The organism is Marinobacter sp. 2_MG-2023, assembly GCF_030546935.1.
Classification (GTDB): Bacteria; Pseudomonadota; Gammaproteobacteria; order Pseudomonadales; family Oleiphilaceae; genus Marinobacter.
In genome coordinates, this window is the sequence record NZ_JAUOPH010000003.1 from 603,467 (window position 1) to 628,095 (window position 24,629).

21 protein-coding genes, 1 other RNA gene and 1 riboswitch are annotated in these 24,629 nt (G+C 52.7%); of the genes, 12 read left to right on the plus strand and 10 right to left on the minus strand.

Annotated features, from left to right (window positions below; translation table 11 throughout):
• Positions 1-6: 6 nt before the first annotated feature.
• From Q4501_RS10075 to Q4501_RS10115, 9 genes are all read right to left on the minus strand, one after another.
• The gene (locus tag Q4501_RS10075; RefSeq protein WP_303596085.1) at positions 7-351 is read right to left on the minus strand and encodes a hypothetical protein; all 345 of its coding nucleotides are present in this window, start codon (positions 349-351) and stop codon (positions 7-9) included.
• Positions 351-797, minus strand: coding sequence for a YcgN family cysteine cluster protein (locus tag Q4501_RS10080; protein WP_303596086.1), 447 nt, complete (start codon positions 795-797; stop codon positions 351-353). Before Q4501_RS10080 ends, Q4501_RS10075 begins: the two co-directional genes overlap by 1 nt.
• Positions 794-1,087, minus strand: a complete 294-nt coding sequence (locus tag Q4501_RS10085; protein ID WP_303596087.1) for a YcgL domain-containing protein — start codon at positions 1,085-1,087, stop codon at positions 794-796. Before Q4501_RS10085 ends, Q4501_RS10080 begins: the two co-directional genes overlap by 4 nt.
• Complete coding sequence (rnd, locus tag Q4501_RS10090; protein WP_303596088.1) at positions 1,084-2,232, minus strand: ribonuclease D; 1,149 nt, start codon at positions 2,230-2,232, stop codon at positions 1,084-1,086. The genes Q4501_RS10085 and rnd overlap by 4 nt, the downstream gene beginning before the upstream one ends.
• Before the next feature lie 44 nt (positions 2,233-2,276).
• On the minus strand, positions 2,277-2,879 hold the full coding sequence (gene recR, locus Q4501_RS10095) for a recombination mediator RecR (RefSeq protein WP_303596089.1): 603 nt from the start codon (positions 2,877-2,879) through the stop codon (positions 2,277-2,279).
• A gap of 33 nt (positions 2,880-2,912) precedes the next feature.
• Positions 2,913-3,236 (minus strand): YbaB/EbfC family nucleoid-associated protein, encoded by a 324-nt coding sequence (locus Q4501_RS10100; RefSeq protein ID WP_144776667.1) that lies wholly within the window; start codon positions 3,234-3,236, stop codon positions 2,913-2,915.
• Positions 3,237-3,240: 4 nt separating this feature from the next.
• Positions 3,241-5,163 carry a DNA polymerase III subunit gamma/tau gene (gene dnaX, locus Q4501_RS10105; RefSeq protein WP_303596090.1) on the minus strand — a complete coding sequence of 641 codons (1,923 nt, stop codon included), beginning with the start codon at positions 5,161-5,163 and terminating at the stop codon, positions 3,241-3,243.
• 154 nt (positions 5,164-5,317) lie between these two features.
• An RNA gene (ffs, locus tag Q4501_RS10110) (signal recognition particle sRNA small type) lies at positions 5,318-5,414 on the minus strand.
• A 105-nt stretch (positions 5,415-5,519) separates the two neighbouring features.
• A complete protein-coding gene (locus Q4501_RS10115; protein WP_303596091.1) occupies positions 5,520-6,161 on the minus strand; it encodes a 2OG-Fe(II) oxygenase in 642 nt (213 codons plus the stop codon).
• A gap of 124 nt (positions 6,162-6,285) precedes the next feature.
• Between Q4501_RS10115 and Q4501_RS10120 the strand changes: the two genes are divergently transcribed.
• The 10 genes from Q4501_RS10120 to Q4501_RS10165 all read left to right on the plus strand — a co-directional run bounded on the left by Q4501_RS10120 (position 6,286) and on the right by Q4501_RS10165 (position 20,846).
• On the plus strand, positions 6,286-7,206 hold the full coding sequence (locus Q4501_RS10120) for a D-hexose-6-phosphate mutarotase (RefSeq protein ID WP_303596092.1): 921 nt from the start codon (positions 6,286-6,288) through the stop codon (positions 7,204-7,206).
• A gap of 23 nt (positions 7,207-7,229) precedes the next feature.
• The gene (locus Q4501_RS10125) at positions 7,230-8,045 is read left to right on the plus strand and encodes a lysophospholipid acyltransferase family protein (protein WP_303596093.1); all 816 of its coding nucleotides are present in this window, start codon (positions 7,230-7,232) and stop codon (positions 8,043-8,045) included.
• Positions 8,045-9,004 carry an SDR family oxidoreductase gene (locus Q4501_RS10130; RefSeq protein ID WP_303596094.1) on the plus strand — a complete coding sequence of 320 codons (960 nt, stop codon included), beginning with the start codon at positions 8,045-8,047 and terminating at the stop codon, positions 9,002-9,004. The genes Q4501_RS10125 and Q4501_RS10130 overlap by 1 nt, the downstream gene beginning before the upstream one ends.
• Before the next feature lie 87 nt (positions 9,005-9,091).
• Positions 9,092-11,254 carry an XrtA/PEP-CTERM system histidine kinase PrsK gene (gene prsK, locus Q4501_RS10135; RefSeq protein WP_303596095.1) on the plus strand — a complete coding sequence of 721 codons (2,163 nt, stop codon included), beginning with the start codon at positions 9,092-9,094 and terminating at the stop codon, positions 11,252-11,254.
• Positions 11,255-11,356: 102 nt separating this feature from the next.
• Complete coding sequence (gene prsR / locus Q4501_RS10140; RefSeq protein ID WP_303596096.1) at positions 11,357-12,730, plus strand: PEP-CTERM-box response regulator transcription factor; 1,374 nt, start codon at positions 11,357-11,359, stop codon at positions 12,728-12,730.
• Between the two features lie 51 nt (positions 12,731-12,781).
• Positions 12,782-15,418 carry a tetratricopeptide repeat protein gene (locus tag Q4501_RS10145; RefSeq protein WP_303596097.1) on the plus strand — a complete coding sequence of 879 codons (2,637 nt, stop codon included), beginning with the start codon at positions 12,782-12,784 and terminating at the stop codon, positions 15,416-15,418.
• Between the two features lie 191 nt (positions 15,419-15,609).
• A riboswitch (cyclic di-GMP riboswitch) is annotated at positions 15,610-15,690 on the plus strand.
• Between the two features lie 29 nt (positions 15,691-15,719).
• Positions 15,720-16,481 carry a DUF4114 domain-containing protein gene (locus Q4501_RS10150; RefSeq protein ID WP_303596098.1) on the plus strand — a complete coding sequence of 254 codons (762 nt, stop codon included), beginning with the start codon at positions 15,720-15,722 and terminating at the stop codon, positions 16,479-16,481.
• A gap of 119 nt (positions 16,482-16,600) precedes the next feature.
• Complete coding sequence (locus Q4501_RS10155) at positions 16,601-18,022, plus strand: exosortase/archaeosortase family protein (protein ID WP_303596099.1); 1,422 nt, start codon at positions 16,601-16,603, stop codon at positions 18,020-18,022.
• Positions 18,023-18,277: 255 nt separating this feature from the next.
• Positions 18,278-19,900 (plus strand): FAD-binding oxidoreductase, encoded by a 1,623-nt coding sequence (locus tag Q4501_RS10160; protein WP_303596100.1) that lies wholly within the window; start codon positions 18,278-18,280, stop codon positions 19,898-19,900.
• Positions 19,901-20,006: 106 nt separating this feature from the next.
• The gene (locus tag Q4501_RS10165; protein WP_303596101.1) at positions 20,007-20,846 is read left to right on the plus strand and encodes a PEP-CTERM/exosortase system-associated acyltransferase; all 840 of its coding nucleotides are present in this window, start codon (positions 20,007-20,009) and stop codon (positions 20,844-20,846) included.
• 52 nt (positions 20,847-20,898) lie between these two features.
• Here Q4501_RS10165 and Q4501_RS10170 read toward each other — a convergent pair whose 3' ends face one another.
• Positions 20,899-21,708, minus strand: a complete 810-nt coding sequence (locus Q4501_RS10170; protein ID WP_303596102.1) for a THxN family PEP-CTERM protein — start codon at positions 21,706-21,708, stop codon at positions 20,899-20,901.
• Positions 21,709-22,134: 426 nt separating this feature from the next.
• On the opposite strand from Q4501_RS10170, the gene Q4501_RS10175 reads away from it, so the two are divergent.
• Together Q4501_RS10175 and Q4501_RS10180 are read left to right on the plus strand one after the other, a co-directional pair.
• Positions 22,135-23,061: a CDP-alcohol phosphatidyltransferase family protein gene (locus Q4501_RS10175; protein WP_303596103.1), complete on the plus strand. Its 927-nt coding sequence runs from the start codon at positions 22,135-22,137 to the stop codon at positions 23,059-23,061.
• A gap of 24 nt (positions 23,062-23,085) precedes the next feature.
• A complete protein-coding gene (locus tag Q4501_RS10180; RefSeq protein ID WP_303596104.1) occupies positions 23,086-24,543 on the plus strand; it encodes a lipopolysaccharide biosynthesis protein in 1,458 nt (485 codons plus the stop codon).
• The last annotated feature ends 86 nt before the right edge of the window (positions 24,544-24,629 follow it).

Here is a 24,629-nt window from a genome sequence, read left to right on the forward strand (position 1 = left end):
GTTATCTCACCGGCGTGATAAGCGGTAACGGACCATGTCCAGGATCCAGACAAGGAGCATTACAAGCCCCGCGATCCCCAGATTAAGCACTGCCCGGCCGGCATTGTCTGCGTCGCCCAGAACGAGTTCGTAACCTCCGAAAAGCCAAGCGGGTATCCACCAGCCCGCCAGCTCGGGAGACTCAACCGGCGTTAGCAACAAAGCCACCAATGCCGCAAGTAGCAGAGTGCGAAGGCCATATAACGGCAAGACTCGGAAAAGCTTCTTCATCATGAAAAAAAACACGACGAAAGCAATTACGTAAGCGGCCCAGAAGATGCCGTAAGCAAGTTGTGTATCAGTATCGATCATTACAGAACCCAGTGAATGATGTGTTCTTCCCAATCTTCCTCGGCCACGAGATCCTCAGAGATCACTTTATGGCGTATGGAGACGCCCGCCTCATGCACGGAATCCGGGCGTCCGCTTCGCAGCGGATGCCAGTCAGCCAGAGGCCTGTCCTCTGCAAGCGTTCGATAGGCACAGGTATAAGGCAGCCAATAATAGTCTTTCACCGTATCCGGTGTCAGCACCGTGCATCCCGGAACTTTTTTCAGGCGCTCCGGGTAGACCGTACATCGACAATTGTCGGTATCCATAAAACGGCACACCAGGTCGGTGTGGTACACCTCGCCGGTATCTGCGTCTTCAAGCTTATTCAGACAGCATTTTCCGCAGCCGTCGCACAAGGATTCCCATTCGTCAGGCGCCATCTCACTCAGGCGCTTACGCTGCCAGAAGGGAATTTGGGCAATCATGAATCTCTCAGGCCCGGCTTTGTGCGAAAATCAATAACGTACGAATCCCGCTCTTCCGGCATCTGCAGAAAGAAGTCTTTTTCAGCAATTGCACCAAGCACCTGCTCACCGGTTGTTCGCGCGAGCTTTCGCTCCGGCGTCATAACCAGATCCATCGAGTGCACCGGGCTACCAAAAATACTTCGCAGGCTCTCAGGCAAGTCTTCCCACTTCTGTCCGCGACGAACATAAATATAGGTGTCGCTTTTCTTGCTGCTTCGAAAAACAGACACGAACTCCCGATCTTTCATGATTTCAGATAATCCTCGATATCGTTCATTACCGGCTCCAGAATCTGTGCACGCCAACCCTGGAAAAAAGGGCTGTCCGCCAGCGTTCCGTCCTGAACAACTTTCTCAAGCCGTTTTCTCGGAGCAAGCAATTCAACCGGAATATCAGCAGCTTCTGCGGCACTTCTGAAAAAACGCTTTAATTGCTTGAAAAACATTTGCTGATCCCGGTTCAGGGGTGGCGCAATGCGCTCGAGCCCGGAACTGTCGGCGCTAAGCCCTTCTTTGACAAGCGCCAGCAAGGCCTCACCATAACGGCGAACAACTCCCCCTGGAATCCCCTGAATGTCAGATAGCTCACCGATCGATGCCGGCAAGCGGTCTGCAATGGCAATGAGAAGAGGATCTGCCAGCACCCGACCCCGAGGACGGTCACGCTCCCTGCTCTCAAGCTCGCGCCAAACCACCAGCTTCTGGAGCACAAGTTGCTGTTGTGGCTTCAGAGTCCAGCCTCCACGCAGGCGAAGATAGTGTTTTTCAGGGTCATCCTGGCCTGCCAGCTCATCCGCAAATCGGGTCGACTCCTCCACCAGAGCTGCCTCAAGCCCCCGTTCACGAAGATGAGCCGTGATCCACTCGTGCATGGGTGCCAGAAAACGTATGTCATCAATCGCATAACGCTGCTGAGCATCACTCAACGGGCGGGAAATCCAGTCAGAGCGAGTAACCGATTTATCCAGTTCCTCACCAAAGAGCGTCTCGACAAACCGGGCATAGCCCAGAGAAAAACCGGCACCTGCCATGGCAGCACCAATCTGCAAATCCACCACACCTTTTGGGTTTATACCGAGCCAGTCGCGGAACAGTTCAAGGTCCTCACTCATTGCATAAAGCAACTTGGTGAAATCAGGGTCTGCGATCACTTCCCTGAACCGGACGGATTGCTCTGCAACGTCAGGGTCTACAAGGCAAAACTGATCGCCAAGGCCGAGCTGAACCAAACCGGGAACAGGATAGAACGTACTCACCCGCTCGAATTCGGTATCCAGCACCAGCGGGTGGCCCGGAGCGCTGTCCAGCCAAGTGTTCAGCTCCTCCGGCTGGGTTATCCAATCAATGGTTGCGGGAGCCGGTGGCACAACAATAGCCGGTAAAGAAAAGGTCATAGAAAAAGCCAGTTAAAAGCGCCTTGAGAAGATTGGCGCAGAAATCAGTCCAGCAGAGGTTTTCTGCCGCGAAACGCATGGGTGAGTGTAAAGCCATCTACGTAGCCAAGCTCGCCACCTACAGGTATACCGTGAGCGAGACGGGTAATGAGAATGTCGGAACCATCAAGCCGGTCGGAGATGTAATGTGCCGTTGCCTCACCCTCAACGGTCGGATTGGTGGCAAGAATCAATTCGGTAACACCATCTGAACGCACACGGCGCAGAAGGCGCTCTATACCGATCTCCTCAGGGCCCACACCGTCAATGGGCGACAAGTGACCCATCAGCACAAAATAGCTGCCCTTGTAGTCCCCGGCCTGTTCAATGGCCAGAAGATCTGACGGGCTTTCGACCACACAGAGTACGCCGGTGCGCCTGGCAGGATTTTCGCAGATACCACACACCTCGGTATCCGAAAAATTCTGGCAGCTTTCGCAGCGCCGCACACCCTCCATGGCTTTGCTCAACGCATCAGAAAGCCGCGTGCCGCCGGAGCGTGCCCGCTCAAGCAAGTGAAACGCCATGCGCTGGGCAGTTTTCTGACCGACACCCGGCAAACACCGGAGGGATTCGACAAGTTCATCAACCAGTGGGCTGAACGCCATGAAACATCCTCAAACTTCAGTTCCGGAAAAGCCTTAAAACGGCATCTTGAAGCCAGGTGGCAAGCCCATACCAGACATCATTCCCGACATTTTGTCTTTCTGGTTGGCTTCAACACGACGCACCGCATCGTTAACAGCCGCAGCCAGCAAGTCTTCCAGAATATCCTTCTCCTCAGACATCAGGGATGGATCGATCTCCACTTTGCGAACATCGTGGCGACCGTTCATGGTGACCTTAACAAGGCCCGCGCCGGCCTCTCCCGTAATTTCCGCTTTTGCCGCCTCTTCCTGAGCCTTTTGCATTTCTTCTTGCATTTTCTGGGCCTTTTTCATCAGGCCGCCCATATCGTTCATCATACGTCTATCTCCTGCTTGTCTCTGTTGGCCTGTCTTTTATTGGCCTAATACTGTCTTCGACCACCCGCGCCTCAAACCGTTCCACGATGGATTTGACCAGCGGATCCTTACGGATCGACTCCTCCGCAGCACTCTGACGGGCCACGCGCAGCCGCTCTTCAAAAGCCGCCGGCGTGTTGGGCCCCGGGTCGCCCTGTTCTATTCTTAACTGAGTGGCGTCGCCGAACTGATTTCTCAAGGCGGCAAGAATTTTTTCTTCGTGCCGGGCATTCAGCAACCGCGCGTGGCCTGCATCGATCAGCAGCGTAATGGTGTCGCCGGTATGGGACATAGCACCGTGACTGGCCAGATTACCCGGCATGCCCACAATCCCGAGATTGCGGAAATCCCGCTCCCAGACAAACTCCCCATCAGCAGCAGGAACCGCGGTAAGCTCAGGCTCGGGTTCGGCCTCTACCTGCACTTCCGGCTCCGGCTCCGGCTCCGGCTCTGGTTCAGGTTCTGCCCTTACCTCTGGCTCCGGTTCTAATTCAGGATAATCAGGGGTGGCTTCAGCCTGCGCATCAAGGCTTGCAAGCCAAGCGTCATCGGCTGATGCGTCAGCATAATCCTGCGGAGCCTGCTCCTGCACAGGTGCAGACTCAGGTTGGGCAAGCTCGGGCTCAGGCGTTGGTTTTGGTTCTGGCGCCGGTTCGGGCTCAGGCTCAGGCTCAGGCTCAGGCTTCGGTGCCGGTTCGGGAGCCTGAGGCGGAGCACTAACAGGTGCTGGCTCAGGTTCGTCCCGGGACTCCCCGTCGACACTGGATCCCGCGTTATTCGCAGCAGGTGGTGCCCGCCGGTCCGAGCCAGGTCGGAATGCAAGCATTCTCAGCAGTGTCATCTCGAAGCCCATCCGGGCATCGGGCGTAATTGCCAAATCTTTGCGGCCTAAAAGCGCAGCCTGGTAAAAAAGCTGGGCATCTTCTGCACTCAGCTTACGCGCCAGAGTTTGAACCTGAGCAGCATCGCCAAGCGTATTGTCTGCACTGCCGGGAACAACCTGCTCCATGGTCACGCGGTGGAACAGGGAAAGCAGATCCGCGAGGATAATGCTGTAATCAGGTGCAAAATCCGAAATCCGGTTTATCTCCCCCAGCAGGCTCGGGCCGTCACGCTCCACCAGCGCATTCACAATCCGTTCGATGTCCCGCTGATCTATGGTACCCAGCATGCTGCTGACATCACTGGCCGAGAGCTTCTGGTTACCAAAGGCAATGGCCTGATCTGTCAGGCTCAGAGCATCCCGCATACTGCCATCGGCAGCGCGAGCCAACAGCCATAGTGCCGGCTCTTCAAAAGGGATGTTCTCAGCAGTCAAAACATGGGTCAGATGCCCGGCAATGTGTTCGGGCGTCATGCGCTTGAGATTGAATTGCAGGCAGCGTGAAAGAACGGTTACAGGCAGCTTCTGGGGGTCGGTCGTCGCCAGCAGGAACTTAACGTGCTCCGGCGGCTCCTCAAGGGTCTTGAGAAACGCATTGAACGATTGATTCGTGAGCATGTGCACCTCGTCTATGAGGTACACCTTGTAGCGGCCACGGCTGGGAGCGTACTGAACGTTGTCCGTCAGTTCCCGCATATCATCCACACCAGTACGGGATGCCGCATCAATCTCAATCAGATCAACAAACCGGCCTTCCTGAATTTCCACGCAACTGGCACAAGTACCACAAGGGTGAGGAGTAACACCGGTTTCACAATTAAGACAACGGGCAAGCAAGCGCCCGATGGTTGTTTTACCCACGCCCCGAGTGCCGGTAAACAGGTAGGCATGGTGCAGGCGCTGGTTTTCCAGAGCGTGAATTAGTGCCTGGAGAACGTGTTCCTGGCCCACCATATCTTCAAAGGTGCGAGGGCGCCATTTACGGGCAAGTACCTGGTAGCTCATGATCCGCCAAATGCTGAGAAAAACGCCTTTAACCTTAGCATGGTCGCCGTTTTATAAGAAGTTATAAGAGTTTATTAAGAAGCAGAAATCAGGGGCTTGAGAGCGAATTTCAACTTGAGCAGGAGGGCTGTATACGGAAGAAATCTGGGGGTGGCCCCACCAGCAACACTCCGGCACACAATTCCACCGCTGCGGCTGCTCCCTTCCGGGCCTGACCGGGTTCACGGTTTCATGTTGCGGAGGCACCAGCGGAGCCACCATAACGGCGTTTCAGGACAATATCCCTGAAAGCGGCGCGAATGTTAACAAAAGGGTTTGCGGACTACAACGGCAAATCCACCCGTGCGCGCGAGAATCTATATCACCGCCGATATCGGCAATGGAATCACATCCTGCCGAAACCAGCACGCCAGGCTGTAACGCGTGCGGTGGGCCTCCAGCACCTCATGGCGAATTTCCTCACTCATGAACAGTGCCACCCTGCCCGCCTCGGGCAATACTAAACTACCGGCTTCAACCCCGTCTCCCCGACTGTAGATCTGAAGCGCTCCACCGTCTGCAGGCTGCCAATCATAGTTCAAATACAGCACCAGGCTGACAATCCGGGAGGCGCGCCCCTGAAAGCTGTCAACATGGGCCCGGTAGAAATCCCCGCTGTGATAAGTCGCGTAATGAGCCTCAAACCGCTTTAGACCCAGGAAGAGTCGCTGGTTCAGCCCCATACGAAGACTTTCGAGAAACTCGAACAATCCAGCCTGAGACGGCGTATCGCCCTGCAGCCAGGCGATCTTGTCCCGGCGCACCGAGCGATCCCGGACAAGCTCGGCACCCCGCCCGATACCGGCAATTTTGAGAGCATCACTTTGATCAAGCGCAATGATTTCCCGCTGCAATGACTGCAACAGATCTGTGCCCAGCCATGGCGTTATGTCAAAACTCATCCAGCCGTAATCACTCAGGCCTTCCGCAAGTTCATCCAACCACTGCGTTTTGTCCAATGACACTCCTTCAAACAGTATTTCCCGGGTTCGTGGGACTATTTTACGGTCAGTTGTCGCCCGAAACATAGATTTGATTTACTCTCTGAGTAAGCAGATGCACTTAAGCCCGGAACCAAGCCTTATGTCCGAGAGCAGCAACAAGCCACCTTTATCCCTGTTACCAGGACAATGGTCTTTTACCCGCTGGAATACAATTGGACAACTGGAAGCACTGGAGGTTCACCACCCCCTCTTCGAGGCCACCCTGTTCCTGCAAGGCGCGCACCTCACCCGCTTTATCCCGAAGAACGAATCCGACTGGCTATGGCTAAGCCCTGATGTCCGCTTCGAGCCCGGTCGCGCCATTCGGGGCGGCATCCCGATATGCTGGCCCTGGTTTGGCGATCCCGCCCGCAACGCACCGGAAGTACGCAAACGGGTAAAAACACCAGACCCACACGGGTTTGCCCGCACCGCCCTCTGGAAACTGGAGGATGTGAGAGAAAACGCCCACGAGGTCGAAATAAGCCTTTCCCTGGACGCAAACGACGACTTTTCCGACCTTTGGAATGGCCACGCCCTGGCCCTCATCACGTTCAGCTTCTCGGTAAGAGGATGCCAGCTTGCCCTGACCACAACCAACCTCGGCACAGGCCCTCTGGCATTAAGCCAGGCCCTGCATACCTACTTGCCTACAAACAGTATTGCGCGTTCAAGGGTGCTGGGCCTTGGTTTCAGCAACTACATAGATACGCTCAAAGACTGGGAATATTGCACTCAGGACGGCGCCGTGTATTTCGAGGGCGAAACAGACCGGATATACGAAAGCGGCGATCCGCTCACGATCGTAACGCCTGGTGTCAGCCGCAAGCTGACCGGGGTTGGGAGTGATTCTACCGTTGTATGGAACCCGGGCCCGGACAAAGCCATTACATTGAGCGACTTTCCAGACGCCGCCTGGAAGACCATGCTCTGCGTCGAAACTGCCAATGCAGCAAGTGATTATCGCGTGCTTAATGAAGGCCAGAACCACACACTCGGCGTGTTGTTAGGGCGTGGCTGAATAGTGCTTATAAGGGAGTATGCATGAGCCTGGTATCGTTTCTGAAATCCCGGCTGATTCCAGCGAAGCTGGATGAACAAATCAATCGCATCCGCAAACCAATAGGCTCATTGGGGTACGACCCCTGGGGCTACAACAACGAAACCTTCAAGTATGGCTTTTCTCTGACAAAGCCGATTTATGAGAAGTACTTCCGCGCGGAAGCCCACGGCGTTGATCAGGTGCCTGCGGAAGGGCCAGTGCTGATTGTAGGAAACCACAGCGGCCAACTCCCCATTGATGGCATCCTCGTGGGTTACGCAATTGCCTCAAGAGAGAAAAACCCACGCATTCCACGGGCCATGATTGAGCGTTTTTTCCCCACGGTACCCTGGCTTGGCAATCTGTTGAATGAAGTCGGAGCAGTACTGGGCGACCCGGTGAATTGCGCCCGAATGCTCGCAAATAACGAAGCCATCATTGTTTTCCCCGAAGGCATACGCGGCTCCGGCAAACCCTACCGGGATCGCTACAAACTTCAGCGGTTTGGCAACGGGTTCATGCACCTGGCTATGAAGCATAAGGCTGCCATCGTGCCCGTCGGTGTGGTGGGCTGTGAAGAAACCATACCTGCCATCGCCAACATCAAACCTCTGGCCAAAGCCCTCGGGGTCCCTTATGTTCCTGTTGCCATGCCGGTAGTGTTGCCCGCCAAGGTTCACCTGAACTTCGGACCACCCATGTATTTCGATAACGCGGATCTTCAGGAAGACCAGATAGAAGAGCGCGTCGAACAGGTTAAAGCCGAAATAAACCGGCTGATCGACAAAGGACTGGAAGAAAGGAAAAGGGTGTTCTGATGAGTGCTCCAAAGACCAGGCAGTGTAAACCTAGAGTCCTGATAACAGGCGCCGCTGGCGCACTGGCAAAGCAGGTAATCGAGCGGATTCGCAAAACCTGTGATCTGGTCGCCGTCGATGCGCGAATACAGGTTCCGCTCGGCGATGACATTCCCAGCTACTGCCTCGATTTCAACCACCGCAACTTTGAGGATCTCTTTCGCCGCTACCAGTTTGACGGGGTTATACATCTGGGCCGGATCCGCTCAAGCCAGCTCACCCGGATGCGGCGCTACAACGCCAATGTTCTGGGCACACAGAAGCTGCTGGACCTGAGCCACAAGTACAACATCCGGCGAATTGTCGTGCTGTCTACCTTCCATGTCTATGGTGCCATGGCATACAACCCCGCCCTGATCAACGAATCCGCCCCCATGAAAAGCGCGGGCCTGAGTGCAGATCTGATCGACTCGGTGGAACTGGAAAACCTGGCGAACATTTATCTGTGGCGCTTTCCGGAGCTGAACATTGCCATTCTCCGCCCCTGCAATATCGTAGGCCCGAGCGTGAGCAATACCATGAGCACCCTGCTTTCCAGTCAGCGCGCCCCGGTACTTGCCGGCTTTTCGCCCATGATGCAGTTTATCCACATTGACGATATGGCAGATGCCATCGTATTGGCTTACCAGAAGCCGGTCAGAGGAATATTCAATGTGGCGTCAGATGATTGGGTTGCTTACCAGCGGGCACTGGAGCTATGCGGCTGCACCCGGATCCCGGTCCCTTCTGTCCCGCCAGTATTGCCTCGTTTCTTGATGCGGGCACTGCGCATGCGAAGCTTTCCTGCCTACCTTATGGATTTTTTCAAATACCCCGTAATAATCGACGGCCGGGCCTTTGCGGAAGAATTCGGTTTCAGCCCCAAGCGGCCGCTGAAAGAAATCTTCCGGTTTTACCGGGATAATAAAACACCGTTATAGTTGCAGCTGCAGCTCCGGAACAAGCCGGAGTTGCACTGAACTGCGGCCCGCCTCAAACTACAGCTATCCAAGGAACAGGCGGATTAGATGCTTCCAGATCTGAGCGTAATAAGCCACGGTGCGGCTGCAGTAGTATTTGCAATACTCGCGTTACTCGTGGGCACTCGCTATCTAAGGCGTGACATAGACCGGGCCCTGTTTCTTGCGGCACTGGTAACAACCCTGTGGGCCTCTGCTCTCGTTACTCAAAGTATTTGGGGAGAGCCGGCTTTTTTTATTCGATACCTCCTAGAACTTCTCCGCGATACTGCCTGGATTCTGCTTCTTTTCGCAATGCTGCGGGACACCTTCCGGCTGGGGCGCCTGAGCGGGCAAGTCAAGAAGTTCCTCGGCATCGCAACGATTACTGTACTCATCACCTTGCTGGCGCTCGGCAGCCTTGAATTTATTTTCGGCCTGGCACTGGTAGACGGAAAAACCAAGCTCATCGGCCAGATTGCGTTATCACTTCTTGGTTTGTCTCTGGTGGAGCAGATATGGCGCAACGCCCCCGCCTTCGGCCGGTCCAGCATGAAATATCTGTGCATCGGCACAGCTACCATATTCCTGTTTGATTTCTTCATGTACGCGGATGCGCTGTTATTCGGCACGATCGCTGATTCCTTCTGGAACGCCCGCGGTTTTGTAAATGCGGCACTGGTGCCACTGTTCGCTATAAACGTAGTTAACACCCGCAAACAACCCATCGATTTTCAGCTCTCACGTTCAGCCGTTTTCCATGTCGGCACACTGGTTCTGGCAGGCGCCTACCTTCTACTGCTTTCCATCAGTGGATATTACATACGAATTCTTGGTGGAAACTGGGGGGAGGCTCTTCAGGTCCTTTTATCCGCCGTGGCACTGGTTTTCCTGGCAACTCTTTTGCTTTCACGACGCATACGGGCAAAGCTGATGGTGCTCATCAGCCAGAACTTTTTCGACTATAAATACGATTACCGTGAAGAATGGCTGAAGATGACCAAAGAACTGTCGGATCTCAGCGATGAGCCTCCCCTTCCCCTTCGAGCAATCCGGATACTCACAGGCCTTGTAGAAAGTAACGCTGGCGCTATCTGGCTCAAAAGCGAACAGGGCTCATTCACCCTCAAAGAGTCCGCCAACCTGGCCACCCCCAAATACATGATCATCGATGAAGACTCGGATCTGGTGCGCTTCTTTTCCGAGAAAGAGTGGATTATCAATCTGGATGAGTACAGGGCAGACCCGGTGAGTTATAACCTGCTGGAAATCCCCGACGCGATTTCCAGCACTCCGGATGCCTGGCTGTTAATACCCCTGTACCTGGGCAATGAACTCTACGGTATTGCCATGATTGGCCAACCCTACGCCAGGGTCGATCTGAACTGGGAGAACTTCGACCTGATCAAAGTTGTGGCCCGCCAGACCTGCAATCTACTGGCGCAGGCAGATGCCCAGCACCGGTTATCACGAGCCATGCAATTCGAGGCGGTCAGCAAAGCCTCTGCGTTTATGGTCCACGACCTGAAAACAGTGATTGCCCAACTCTCTCTCTTAGTGAACAACGCTCAAAAACACCGGAACAACCCAGCGTTTGTTGATGACATGATTAAAACGACAGACCATGCAGTCAGCAAGATGACCAACCTGGTTGAGCATATACGTAAACCATCCGCAGGCGCCGATGATGACTCCAAAGCACTGGACCTGACCCGCCTCGTTACAAGCCTCCTGAAACACTACGATCGGCAGCAGCCGTTGCCAAGGCTTGAGGGTGATCCGCCAGAAATCATGATTAAAGCGGACCCCGAACAATTGCGGAGTGTTCTTGGGCACTTGATCCAGAACGCACAGGATGCGACACCTCCAGATGGAGAAGTTGCCCTTTCTCTTAAAATTGCCAAAGGGAACGTTGTGCTGTTTATTCAGGATACAGGTTGCGGCATGACAGAAGATTTCATCAGCAGCCGACTATTCAAACCCTTTGAAAGCACCAAAGGCCTTACTGGCATGGGCATTGGCGCCTATCAGGCCCGGGAATACATCCAAAAACTGGGTGGTACCGTTGATGCAACAAGCGAACCCGGCGTAGGTTCCTGCTTCTCCGTTAGAATTCCGCTGGTGGGCGATTCCTTTGCCAGCCCAACAGAACGAGAGGCTCGAACACCTAGTGAGAATGGAGCGAAGCGCTCAATTTCCGACGCGGAAGACCCGAAAGAAATCGCCAATTAAATGACAGCCCTCTACAACGGGCAAATCGATCATTGCAAAGTGTCAATGTTCAGTTAAGAATCATCAGTAGTGGAACACCCAAACAAAGGAATTGTTGCTGTTGTGACTAGACGACTGCTAATTGTAGAGGATGACCCGGGGCTTCAAAGCCAGATGCGCTGGTGTTTCAGCGAGGATCTGGAGGTGACAACCGCCTCAGACAGAGAAACCGCTCTCGCGGCGCTCAGACGGGAAGAGCCGGATGTAGTAACACTGGACCTGGGTCTGCCACCAGACCCGGGTGGTGCGACGGAAGGTTTTGCTCTTCTGGAAGAAATTCTGCGACTTTCTCCCATGACCAAAGTGATTGTGGTAACCGGCCGCGAAGACAAAGAAAACGCGGTCAGAGCCATCGGCATGGGCGCCTCCGATTTTTACCAGAAACCCCTGGATGCCGATATTCTTAATTTTGTGGTAAACAGAGCCTTCCGACTTGCGGAGCTGGAAAAGGAAAATCAGGCACTCGCACACCAGGGCAACGGCACCAACATCAAGGGTATTATTGCGGCAAGCCCGCAAATGATGGCTGTATGTCGAACATTAGAGAAAGTCGCCCCCACTGATGTAACCACCCTTATCACGGGTGAAACCGGCACAGGCAAAGAAGTACTCGCCCGAGCCCTGCACGACCTGAGCCCCCGGGCTGGAAACGTATTCGCAGCTATCAACTGTGCCGCCATTCCCGAAAACCTTCTTGAAAGCGAGTTGTTTGGCTTTGAAAAAGGCTCGTTTACCGGCGCGACCCAAGCCAAAAAAGGCAAAATTGAAAGCGCAAACGGCGGTACGCTCTTCCTTGATGAAATCGGCGATATGCCAATGCCCCTGCAAGCGAAGCTACTGCGCTTTCTCCAAGAACGTGTTGTCGACAGAGTGGGCTCAGTAAAGCCAATACCCGTAGACGTGCGCGTGGTGTGCGCAACGCACCGCAATGTGCAGCAGTTGATCGAAAGCGGAGATTTCCGGGAGGATCTTTACTACCGGATAAGCGAAATAACGCTGGATGTGCCATCTGTAAGGGAACGAGACGGGGATGCGCTGGTCATAGCCCAGTCCCTGCTCAAATCCCTCGGCAAAACAATGGACCGACAAAACCTCACCTTCTCCGAAGATGCCATTAACGCTATCAGCGGTTACGCCTGGCCCGGCAACGTCCGGGAAATGATCAACAAGGTAAAACGGGCCACTATCATGGCCGATGGCAAACGGATTACCAGTGAAGATCTTGAATTGCCGGGTAGCGACGAGCCAGGAGCATGCCACTTGAACCTTCGCCAGGTTCGCGAGCAGGCCGAGCGCAAAGCCATCATGCAAGCGTTGCAAACAAGCGGCTTCAACATGACGCAAGCCTCCCGGCTTTTGGGTGTGACACGCCCGACCCTTTACAACCTCACTGATAAATACAAAATCGACACCTCGGCAGAAGCTCCGGAAATCTAAGTTACTTTCCAGGCACCCGGTGGCAGCGAGCGGATCAAGGAGCAGATATACATGATCGCAAAGCAAACAACATTAAAAACATTTTCAAGGCTGGCGCTGGCGGGCAGCCTTCTACTCGCAGTGCCCCTACTGACGGGTTGTAACAACAACACAGACTCGTCAGAAGCTATGTCACACGTTACCCGCGCAGAAACATACGCGGACCAGGGGCAGTTCCGCTCGGCCCTGCTTGAAGTCAAAAATGCCATCCAGAAAGACCCGAACGACGTGAAACACATCGTTCGCCTGGCTGATCTCTATCTACAGGTAGGCGCCGCGAAAGAAGCCGCCGAACTCCTCGCCCCCTGGATAGATGAAAAACCTGAAGCCGTGGCCCTCACTCTCGCTCGCGCCTATGTGGAACAGGGTAAACATCTTTCCGCAGTAGAAACCCTGGCGCTTCAAACACCCAGTTCCCCGGAAGACCAACTGGAAGCTTCTCTGATCCGGGCTGAGGCTTTGCGTAAATCCGGAGAACTCGCCGAAGCACTGGCGCTATATGACAACCTCGTCGCCAGTAACTCAGCCGACACAGAGGCGGTAACCGGTCTTCTTCAAACCCAACTCAACCTCGGCAATACACAACAGGCGGTAGAGACCGCAGACGGATGGCTAGCAGGAAATGAACAGGCGCCAGAAGTTCTATACTGGAAAGGCGTAGCTCAATATCAACAGAACCAACTGGAACAGGCAGCTGCTACTCTGACAGATGCCGTAGGGGTACTCCCCACATCCGACTTTTTCCTACCCATTCGCCGAAATGTGCTTGCCACGCTCTCCCGGGTGCTGACTGAGCAAGGCAAGATTACCGAAGCCCAGATCTATAACCGGATATTGGCTGAAAATGTTAACACCGGTGCACGGGAACAAGGTGAAGCCGTTATCGCAGCCCTTAAAGAGGGCAACTTTGAAGAGGCGAAAACGATCCTGCGGGATAGCCTCAAGCTGGACCCTGAAAACGAACAGGCAGCCATGCTGCTTGGAGCTATTTCTGCAGGCACCGGCGAACTTGAGGAAGGCGCTCAGCTGCTTAAGGAAAACCTGGACCCGGAAACAACACCTACCCAGTTCATCAGGGCCGCCACAATGGCTCAGATTGATACCGGAGACCGGGAAGCTGCCCTGAAAACACTGGATCGCGCCATAGAAGCCCGACCCAACGATAACGAACTTTTAGCCATGCATGGCATTCTGGCACTCAGCCTCCCAGGCCACGAGAACGACGGTATTGCCAGCCTCAGCAAAGCCATTAGCAATGAGCCAGAGCGCGTGCGCCTGCGGCTCGCGCTGGCAAGGCACTACCTCCAGAACAACCAGGCCGAGCAGGCACTAGGCCAGTTGCGAATGGCCTTTACCACCAACCCTGCAGACTGGGCCACCACCAGCACCTATATGAATGTGCTGATCCAGCAAGGTGAAAAGCAGGAAGCCGGAGAAATCCGCGACTCCTTAATTAACGGTTACGGCGATCAGCCCAGAGCCGTTTTACTGGCAAGCCTCGCGGACGCCAAGCTGGGCAACCCCGAACAAGCCGCAGCACGACTAGAAAAACTGGTTAAGGATAGCCCCCAATTACAGGCGCCCAAAGTTGCACTCGCGAGCCTTTATGCACAATCCGGCAAACGCGAACGTGCAGTCAACCTGTTGGTGGACGCCGCTGCCATAACTCCGGATGTTATCCGTCCCCTTCAGCAGGCAGGCCAAATCTATACGCTGGATCATACGATAGGTGAGGCCAAGACCTGGCTCAGTGGTGTTGCCAAAGACCACCCGGAACTGAAACAGAACACGGATACGCTGATCGCGCTGATTGATATCAACCAAGGCCAACTGACAGAGGCAAGAGCAACTCTGTCACCATTGAAGGAGTCAGACTCCCCAACAGTAAAACGCGCTTATGCCCAATTGCTCGTTGCTGAAGCACGGGCCGCCGCTAAGAATAAGGAATGGACTGAAGCAAGGGCTAAAGCTGCCGAAGCCATTGCTCTTGAGCCAGAGAACCTCAGGTTTGCACTATTACCCGTGGGAATTGCAGAGGTAGAAGGCAAAACAGAAGAGGCCATCTCAGCACTGGAAGCGGTTGAGAAAACCTTCGGCGAAGTGACTGCAACCAGACTTTCCCGTGCCAAGTTGCTTCAGCAACAGCAGGGCTCAGAAGCTGCTTATGAATACCTTTCTGAAAGCTGGCAAGCCACTAAAGACGTCCAGCTGATGCCCGCCCTACTTGGGCTGGCACAAACCGAAGCCCCTGACGCCGTCGACAGCCTCACAGAAAGCTGGCTTAACGAAACCCCGCAAAGCCTTGCAGCGCACATGGCGAGAGCTGAGTGGCTGATGTCCAATAACCAGGAAACTGCAGCAGCGAACCACTATGAGCAAATTCTTGCACAACAGCCAAACAACGTGGCTACGCTGAACAATATGGCCTGGGTGCTGCGCGAGAAAAACTCCGACCGCGCACTGAACCTCGCACGGCAGGCAAGTGAGCTGGCACCCAACAGCCCTGCTGTTCTGGATACATATGGGTGGGTGCTCCACCTGAACGGCATGCACGCAGAAGCCAAAACCGCTATAGAAAAGGCGCTTTCCCTTGCGCCGGGGAATGCGGAGATATCGGCACACCTTGATACCGTGAAGAAGTCGTTGTAACAAACTTTATCTACAACATTCAAGAACACAAAAAACAAAGGTCTGAAATGTAAACATTTCAGACCTTTGTTTATTTTAGTGTCGATCCTCTTTACAGTACCGCTAAATACCTACCAGAATAACTTTATAAATCAACATCTTGTTGTATTGGCATGATTATAGCTTAACTGTAAAGTAGGTTAGAAACCATTCTGACTGAACGCCAAACCATTCGCGAGGATGGGACGGAAAGCCAAGGATCTCAAACAAAAAGAGACAGCCTGGCTGCGAAGGAACGTCAACAAAGATTGGAGAAATCGATATGGAATTTAAACGCTTGGTCCTCGCGGCAGGTCTGATTGCTTTTGCAGGCTCTGCTAGCGCACTCACACAGATCAATGGCAACAGCCTTCAAAATGGCCTTAACAGTGCTTCTCAGGGCGGAACGTTCAACCAAGACGTCACTACTGACCAGTACTCGCCATCAGATGTGTGGACACTGGACGCAGTCAGCGCAGGCAACGCCCTCATGATGTTCGAAGTCGCAGGATTTGCCACTTCAAATACACTGGGTATTTACGATCTGTATTCCGGCGCAACGCTTGAGCTTTTCTCAGGCAGCGCTGCAACCGGCGATACTGCTCGCCTCCAACAGATTGGTAGCACGTTCAAAGCCACTTACTTCGATGAAATCGGTGACTATGCGGGGCAGAACAGCTCTACATTTAACAGCTCGAACTTTGGCTTCTATTTAACAACTCCGCAAAATAACACCTTCTACTCTCAATCTGCGCTAAACGGCGATTCAGACAACAACGGTGTCAATGATAACCACATGGTTACCTATCGTGGAGATGGCTCCCTGAACATGGATCCGAATGGCGACGGTAATTTTAAGTCATTCACTTCCAACAATTTTATTCTTGCGTGGGAAGATCTCGTGCTGAGTGGTTCTGATCGGGACTATTCAGATATGGTCGTTATGGTTGAGTCCTTCCTTCCGGTACCTGAGCCCGGCACCCTGGCCCTTCTCGGCCTCGGCCTTGCAGGTCTTGGTGCAGCTCGCCGTCGTCAGAAAGCCTGATTTCGGTTGATTAATAAGAAAGCCAGCTTCGGCTGGCTTTTTTTGTTCTGAATTTGAGTTTTATGTAAACGAAATACACAGTATCCTGTCGGTTGATAAGCAGTCTGGACGGACAAACAATGTTAAGGAAAACGTTAGACAATTTACCTCTCTCCAGGCCTTATCTATTCGTTACAGCGATTGCGGTCCTTATTTTCTATCCCACCTGGACCAGACTCGCAGAAGCCTGGCTTGAGTTTGAACAGGTTTTGGCACACGGCCTTGCAACAGCCATTATCTTTCTTGGCCTTTTGCTGATCCATCCGCCCGGGCAAATCGACCGCCAAGCACCGCTCAAACCCTACCATCTTGCCGGCGCAGTTTTGTTAATTATGACAACGCTGGTTTGGGGGTTACTGGAACTGGTTCGCATAGACACCCTGGCCTATCTGTTGTTACCTGCGGGCCTGATCGCAACTGCCTGGGCACTGCTAGGGCTCCCCAGAACATTGAAGTTTCTTCCCTACATCCTCCTTCTCTCACTTTCACTGCCAATCTGGGCAGATGTGGTGCCGGCCCTCGTGGATCTTGCAAGCATTGTCGTCGGAACCTGGGTTGGCTGGTTCGGAATGACAGCCCTTATTGAAGGTAACAGCATCACCCTGCCCTACGGTCGCCTTCTCATTGCCGACGGCTGCTCGGGGATACGCTATTTTGCGATTGCCATCCTGCTGGCCATGATGACATCAATACTTAACGACTACCGCTGGCGCGGCTGGCTGATCACTTTGTTGAGCGCCGCCTTAATTGGCCTGGTCGCAAACTGGGTTCGCATAACCATCCTGGTCGTCGTTGCTTACGAAACCGACATGCAAAGCGAGATAATTGCGGACCATGAAACCATGGGCTGGATGGTGTTTGGGGCTTTCATCCTTCCGGCACTGTACTTTTCACCGGTTCGCAGGCGCGCAGCAAAGCAAAGCGCTCTTGTCAGCGGCGACACCGTGTACAGGAAAGGCATTATTGCGATTGTAGCCGCTGTTGTTCTTGGCCCGATTGCACTCGTAATCGCTCAAAACACAGCAAGCCAAAAACCAGCATGGACAATCAACCTTCCAAACTTCGAGCAAGTCCAACCTGAGAAAATGCCCTTACCGATGGCTCTTCCAAGAGATCTTGATGAGCAAGCCTGGTATTCCGCCAACACCTGGATTTCATTTGCACAGAGCCACAAAAAGAATGTTGATGAAAAACTCGTACCCTATCTTCCGCGGCTGTTTGATAATTCCATTTGGCATGTTGAAGAACAACTGGAACCCGGTCTCCGGGTGTATCGCAACATCCTCACCAGGAATAAGGTACTGGTAGCTCAATGGTATAAGGTGGGCTCACGCACAAGCTTGAGCTATCGCAACGCCAAGCTATTGCAGATACCTGCGGCATTTGCAGGTGAAGCACGATTTGCATTGATCACCATTCAGACATTCTGCGGCCCCCGGGATTGCGCAGAGGTGCTGCCTCGAATGCGCACAACAGTAACTTCGGTTGAGAACCAGTTTTAATGAAACCTTCACATCAGGTTAAAAAACAACCAATTTAACATTATTTAACAAAATTACACTTAGCCAAATTCTTCTGATTTCGCTCCAACTGATTGTTTGCACGCCCATTCTTTTAGGCAAGGTGCTTTCACGCCCTTAACTATACGACATATTTTGTCAACCCTTTCTCGATTAAAATCGTCGCCTCTAATGAAAACTACGACACAGAATTTGATTACGTGTTCGTAAAGTCACCAATACAACTTGGAAGCGCCAGTGAACCGCACCTCAACCGAGTCTGCAATTGCCGAATGGGTCACTATTCTTGGTGAGCCCGCAGTCATTACGGCTCGTGCAGCAGACTTTGGTATTTCGACAATCGGAACAAAGCGCTCTATTCCGGCTGTGCTCCGACCAGAAAACCAGGAACAAGTTGCAGCGGTTCTTCAGGTAGCGCAAAAGTGGCAAGTCGCAGTTTACCCCGTAAGTACAGGCAATAACTGGGGCTATGGAAGTGCAAACCCGGTCGAAAACGGCTGCGTTATTCTTGATCTTAGCCGGCTCAATCGCATTTCCGGTTTCGACCCAGAATTGGGTGTAGTCACAGTCGAGCCAGGTGTAACCCAGGGCGCTCTCAGAGAATTCCTTGATAGTCATGACGGCAACTACCTGGTCCCGGTAACCGGAGCGGGCCCCACCTGCAGCATTCTTGGCAACGCGCTTGAACGGGGTTATGGCATCACACCGATTACGGACCATTTTGCAGCGGTAACAAGAATAGAAGCAGTCCTTCCCGACGGCTCCCTTTATCGGACGCCGCTCAGCGAACTTGGCGGTGCGGAAGTCGACGGGCTTTTCAAGTGGGGGCTAGGCCCTTATCTCGATGGACTTTTCAGTCAGGGAAATTTCGGCGTTGTGGTGAACATGACGATTGCTCTTGCACCAGTTCCCGACACAGTGACCGCATTTTTCTTTTCGACGAAAGAAGACGAAAAACTGGAAGCCCTCGTACCGGCAGTCCGGGAGGTATTGCGAGCACTCGGAGGTTCGGTTGTGGCAATTAATCTGCTCAACAGCCAGCGCATGCTCTCGATGATGACACCCTTCCCCGAAGACAAGGCCGTTGACGGTGTGCTCCCGGCTCACGAAGTTGAAAGTCTTGCCAACCGCCATGGCGTTCCAGCGTGGAGTGGAGTTGGCGCGATTTACGCCTCAAAGGAAGTAGCCCGGGCGGCCAGACGCACGCTACGGCGACTTCTCGGGCCGGCTACCGACCGACTCATTTTTATCAATCAGCGCAAAGTTGAGATGGCAAGAACATTTGCCCGCGTAATGCCTGGCGGACTGGGCACACGAGTTAAAGGCATGGCCGATACGCTCGCGGGCGCCCTGGAAATCATGCACGGCACCCCTAATGATGTGGCTTTGGCACTGGCATATTGGCGTTCGGGCGCCCTGCCCGCTCCCGGGCAACCCAAAAATCCCGCTCGGGACGGCTGTGGGCTTATATGGTTCGCACCTCTGGTTCCAATACGGAGCAATGACGCTCGCCGCTATATCCAAATGGTTGAAAGAGTGTGCCCCCAGTACGGTGTCAATCCCCTCATTACATTGACAACCGTAAACGATCGCTGCTTTGACTCCACCGTTCCGCTGCTTTTTGATCGAAATGACACGGAAGCAACTGCGCGGGCCAACGATTGCTATCGCGCACTATACGCCGCCGGACAGCGGGAAGGTTTTCTGCCCTACCGCCTTAATATCGACGCCATGGACATTCTTAATACCGGTGGCTCTGTTTACTCTGGACTGACCAGCAAACTGAAAGCTGCCGTCGACCCTAATTTCATCCTGGCACCCGGACGTTACGTGCCCAGGGTAAAGCGTTCCGAGGTCTGATTGCTGTTACCTCGACACACCCGTAGCAAGCCGCCTGTCTATTTTAAAACGGCACTACTTTTTCGGCATAAAAACCCATGGACCGGGAAAGAATGAGGATTTTAAAATGAACTCAGGGTTTACTCATCAACTTAAAGCAGAAATAACTAACAACAACCTGCCCCAGACCGATGTCAGTAGCATTTTTAACTCGGTGTTCAACGTCCAACTGGCGACGTCACCAGAGACTATTAACGAAGTTTTCGAGCTGCGCTATCAGGTTTATTGCATCGACCGCCCATTCGAGGACCCAAATTGCTTCGCGGATAAACGCGAACATGATGATTATGATCCCCGATCTACACACGCTCTGATTCGTCACAAAATGACAGGAGACAGCGTAGCTGCCGTTCGCCTCGTTATGGCCGGCGAAAATCCCGAACAGGCCGATTTTCCCATGGAAGGTCCCTGTTTTCACCGTATGGACCAGGCCGCACAGGAAGCACTTGCCGAGGCGCCCCGCCAACAGATCGCAGAAATATCACGAATGGCGGTCAGCCGGGAGTTTCGTCGGCGACTCACGGAGGAGAAATCAGTCTCCGGCATCAGTGCGCCCGCATACTACAGCGATTCGGAAAATGGCAAACGCGCCATGCCCTATATCAGCCTCGGGCTTTTTTGCGCAATTCTCCAGATGTCGGTCAAACACGGCATAACCCACTGGATGGCCGTCATGGAACCTGCACAGCTGCGCCTGTTAAAGCGGTTTGGTGTGGAGTTCGATCACGTGGGGCCCGTAATGGAATATCACGGCAGCCGCCGTCCGGCCTTCACCGAAGCCGCATCGCTGATTGAAGGCATGAGGAGTCGCCGGCCGGATGTGTGGTCTCTGGTTACTGACGGTGGACGATATTTGCCGGCAAAACCTGACACCGACTATAAGCTAAACGCCAGACAGGTTGCGTAATTTCATCCTGCATCATTAAAAAAGCCCCGCTTCTTAGCGGGGCTTTTTTACATTATGCCTTTGCTGCTTTTCTTCTACGTGACAGACCAAGGCCAGCGAGACCCATACCCAGCAGAGCCAAAGTGCCTGGCTCAGGTACCATCTCTACGGCTGTAATGCGGAACTTAGTCTGGAAGTTGGTAACAGCATTCTCTGCCGTCACAAGCCCCACACAGCCGTTTGGAGCACCCGCTGCTGCGCAGCTATCGTCACCCAAGGCTGTCAGGTTAGCCAGGTTCAGAAACAACGAGTAGGTGTAGCCGCTATAATCGAACTCGGATTTAAATTCATAGCTGCCATCCAAAAGGAGATCAGCACCGCTCACGTCCGCAATGGTGAAAATGTCAGCACAGGGAGCGCCGATTGGCTCGACACATGCTCCACCATTAGGTGTTTCTGTGAAGAAGCTCGCAAACGTCGTATCGGCCGCTGGAAGCGAAGGAGCTGCGGGGCTGAATGGAGTCAATGTGAGGGTAGAAATCAAGTCAAAGCTGCTCAACGCTGTGCCCGCAGCGGGAAGAACGTTATTGGTATGGGTGAATACCCCACCATTTACGTAACCTCCATCAGTGATTAAACCGCTTGGCGCACTGGCGCTCGAAATCCCGACAGATGATTGAGGTCCCGCCCCAACGCCCCACGAGAGAAGATTAGTGCCTTCCCCGGAAACAGAGCCGGTTCCGCCAGTGTCGGAAATGTTATCGAACACACTTTCGACGTTAAAGCCCCAATCGGTAACCAAAGCAGCGCTGGCTGACTGCGCGCCTAATACAAAAGGTACGACCAGGGATGATAAAAGCGTTCTTTTTAGGGATGTTTTCATGGTTTTCTCTCCTTGAAGGTGGACGCCGGCAGCTGAAATTCAGATCAGTCGGTCAGCGCTAAAGAGTAGAGAGCATCATCCATGCCACGTACTTAAAACTGTTACCTATCAACAAAGTGAAATAATGTTAAATGAAAAATTAACCGGTATGTAGCTGTAGGTGTAAATATCTTCGACATTAAAGGGGTGCATATACCCCGCCTGGAGCGGCATGTGCATTTTAGTGGTGCTTCCAACAGAACCTCTCAGAACAAAAACATTTAAAGAATCATTTGAAAGTCCTTCCAAGACTAAAAACAAACGTAAACGGCGGATTGACCACAAAGTTCGTAAATTATACTGACGCTTGCAAAAATCAACGCTATCTATAAGAAGGAGTAGCCTTTTTAGATCCTTGCTACACTGAATGATAAGAACAATGCGGTCTTGGGGCTTTTCAAATGGTTCGCTAATCGAAAAGAAAGGACTCTTACAATGGATAAAAATAATGAGTTCCAAACGCTCAAAGCACGTGAATGGTCTCTTTTCGCGGAAAGAGGTGACTATTTCACGCGTTGGTTTGGCCTTCCTGTTTCACTCCGGATTTCCAATCTGTATCTGAATCTCGGGCTGAACGAGAACCATGCCTCAGCTTCAATGTTCATCACCGGCCTTATTGGAGCTGCTTTGATGATCTTTGGCCCCTGGGGGATTCTCTTAGGCGCCTCTTTTCTGGTAGTGCACCACTTGTTTGACTACGTGGATGGCCAAATTGCGAGACATAACGGCCGCGCCAGCGTAAACGGAGCGGTACTGGATCGCTGGAATCACTTCCTCGTAGAGTCAGCAACCTTTCCCTGCCTTGCTTTTGGTTTATATCTTGACAGTGGCCAGGTCTGGCCATGGATTGCGGTGTGGATTCTTTATATCTGGAACCGTTTTCGTGTATTGCTCGCCCAACTCCCTGCGAACATAATGTCAGAAGAATTATCGCGGTACCCATTGCTTGAACGTGAGATGATGCGCGCCAATCTGTCGAAGGTACTAAAGCAATCAGTTAGCCCCAAACCCGTAAATAATGAAAACGGCGATGGTGGCGAGCACAAAGAAACCAGATCCGGCATCAGGTCCTATATTTCCCGCTTCCGAGTAGCGAGCACATCCTATAATGGCTTCACTATATTGCTTTGGTTTGGCGCAGCACTCGATCTCATTACAGAGCATTTTTTTTCGAAAGGTGGCGCAATTGAAACGGTAATTCTCATACTTGCTGTATATTCGGTTCTTAACATTATCGATTACTCCTGGACTTACATCCGCTCAGACAGGGTTGCTATAGAACTCACTGCCCGGCTGAAAAGTTTCGCAAAGTGATAAGGCATTTCGTACCTGAAATTTATGTCAATTAGCCAAAAAGTCGTCAAAAGCGCAGGATTTCTACTGGGCTTGCAGCTCATACATCGTGGTTTAGGAATTGTCAGTACACTCATTCTTGCCCGGCTATTAACTCCGGATCATTTTGGCATCGTTGCACTGGTTACCATCGCTCTTCAGTTTTTTGAATTATTAGTGGAAACCGGTAACAGGCAATACATCGTTCAGAAATCGGTACTTGAAGACGAAGATCTCAATACCGCGTGGACTCTGGATTTCCTGTCGAAATCTCTGATTGCCGGACTCATTATATGCGCGTCGTCTTTTGTCGCAGCTTGGTTCAATGAGCCGGAGCTCACTCTCGCACTCGCGGTTGCCGCTTTAGCCCTACCAATACGTGCCCTGAAAACGCCAGGAATGCTGCGCCTTGCACGGCACATAAACTACAAACCCCTTTTTAAACTAAGCCTCTGGCAAAAGGGAATCTCCTTTCTGACCGTTATTACAATTGCACTTATCCATCCCAGCTATTGGGCAATCATAGCCGGGAATCTGGTTGCCGCCGTTATTTTTACTGTTGGCTCCTACCAGGTAGATTCTTACCGGCCCAGCTGGTCCCTAAAAAAACTTCGTGAACAGTGGGGATTTTCTCAGTGGTTGCTTTTACGAGGCATCGTCGGATTCACCCGCTCACAAATTGATAACCTAATGGTCTCCCGCTTGTTTGGAACCACTCAACTGGGTGGTTATAACCTGGTACGTGAAGTCAGTCTGTTGCCAGCACTTTCAGCCATAATCCCCATGAGTGAACCATTACTGGCCGCGATCGCAGACAGTAAATCAGATAGAGAGGCTCTCGCTTACCGTGTTCGTTTGAGCCTTGCGTTGATGATAACGGTGCTTACGCCTGTAACCACCTTCATCATGCTATATCCCGAACTGATTATTCGGGTATTGCTTGGCCAGGACTGGTCTGAATTTTCCTCACTGCTGAAGCCCTTCGGGCTTTTTTTCTTCACTTTCTGCCTGTTTGCTCTGGTGAGCGATGCCCTTATTGCCCAAGGAAAGGTCAAACTGCTTTTCTGGTTCGACGTCATTTCAACCGCGGTAATTATTGCCGTTCTCTGGCTGACGGCTACAGGTGGTCTGGAAATCATGGCCTGGGCTCGAGGCTGGCTGGCTGCTGCAACCACGGTTGCGCTGCTGCTGATCCTGGAGCAACGAACAAGGTTCTCACTAATGAAGCTCCTCTTTCTATGCATCCCGACTCTGGCAGGAACGTCATTGGCTGTTGCTGTGGTTCAGTCGCTTGATCTTTCAGGCAGCAATTTTCTGATTCAGTTTTTCGTTCTTGGCACTCTTCATGTAATAACAGCAGCGCTAAGCACTGGGGTTATTGGTCTGTTTTTGCTTAAAGAAACCGAAGAGTGGGGCCAGCTTCGTTATCTGGCAAACAAAGCTCTCGGCAAAGGAAAGGCCTGAAACCTATAGCTCTCAATGCAGTCAGGTTCAAAATGTAGCTTTATGTTACAAAATCAACGGACTATCCTATGCACCACACAGGGAGC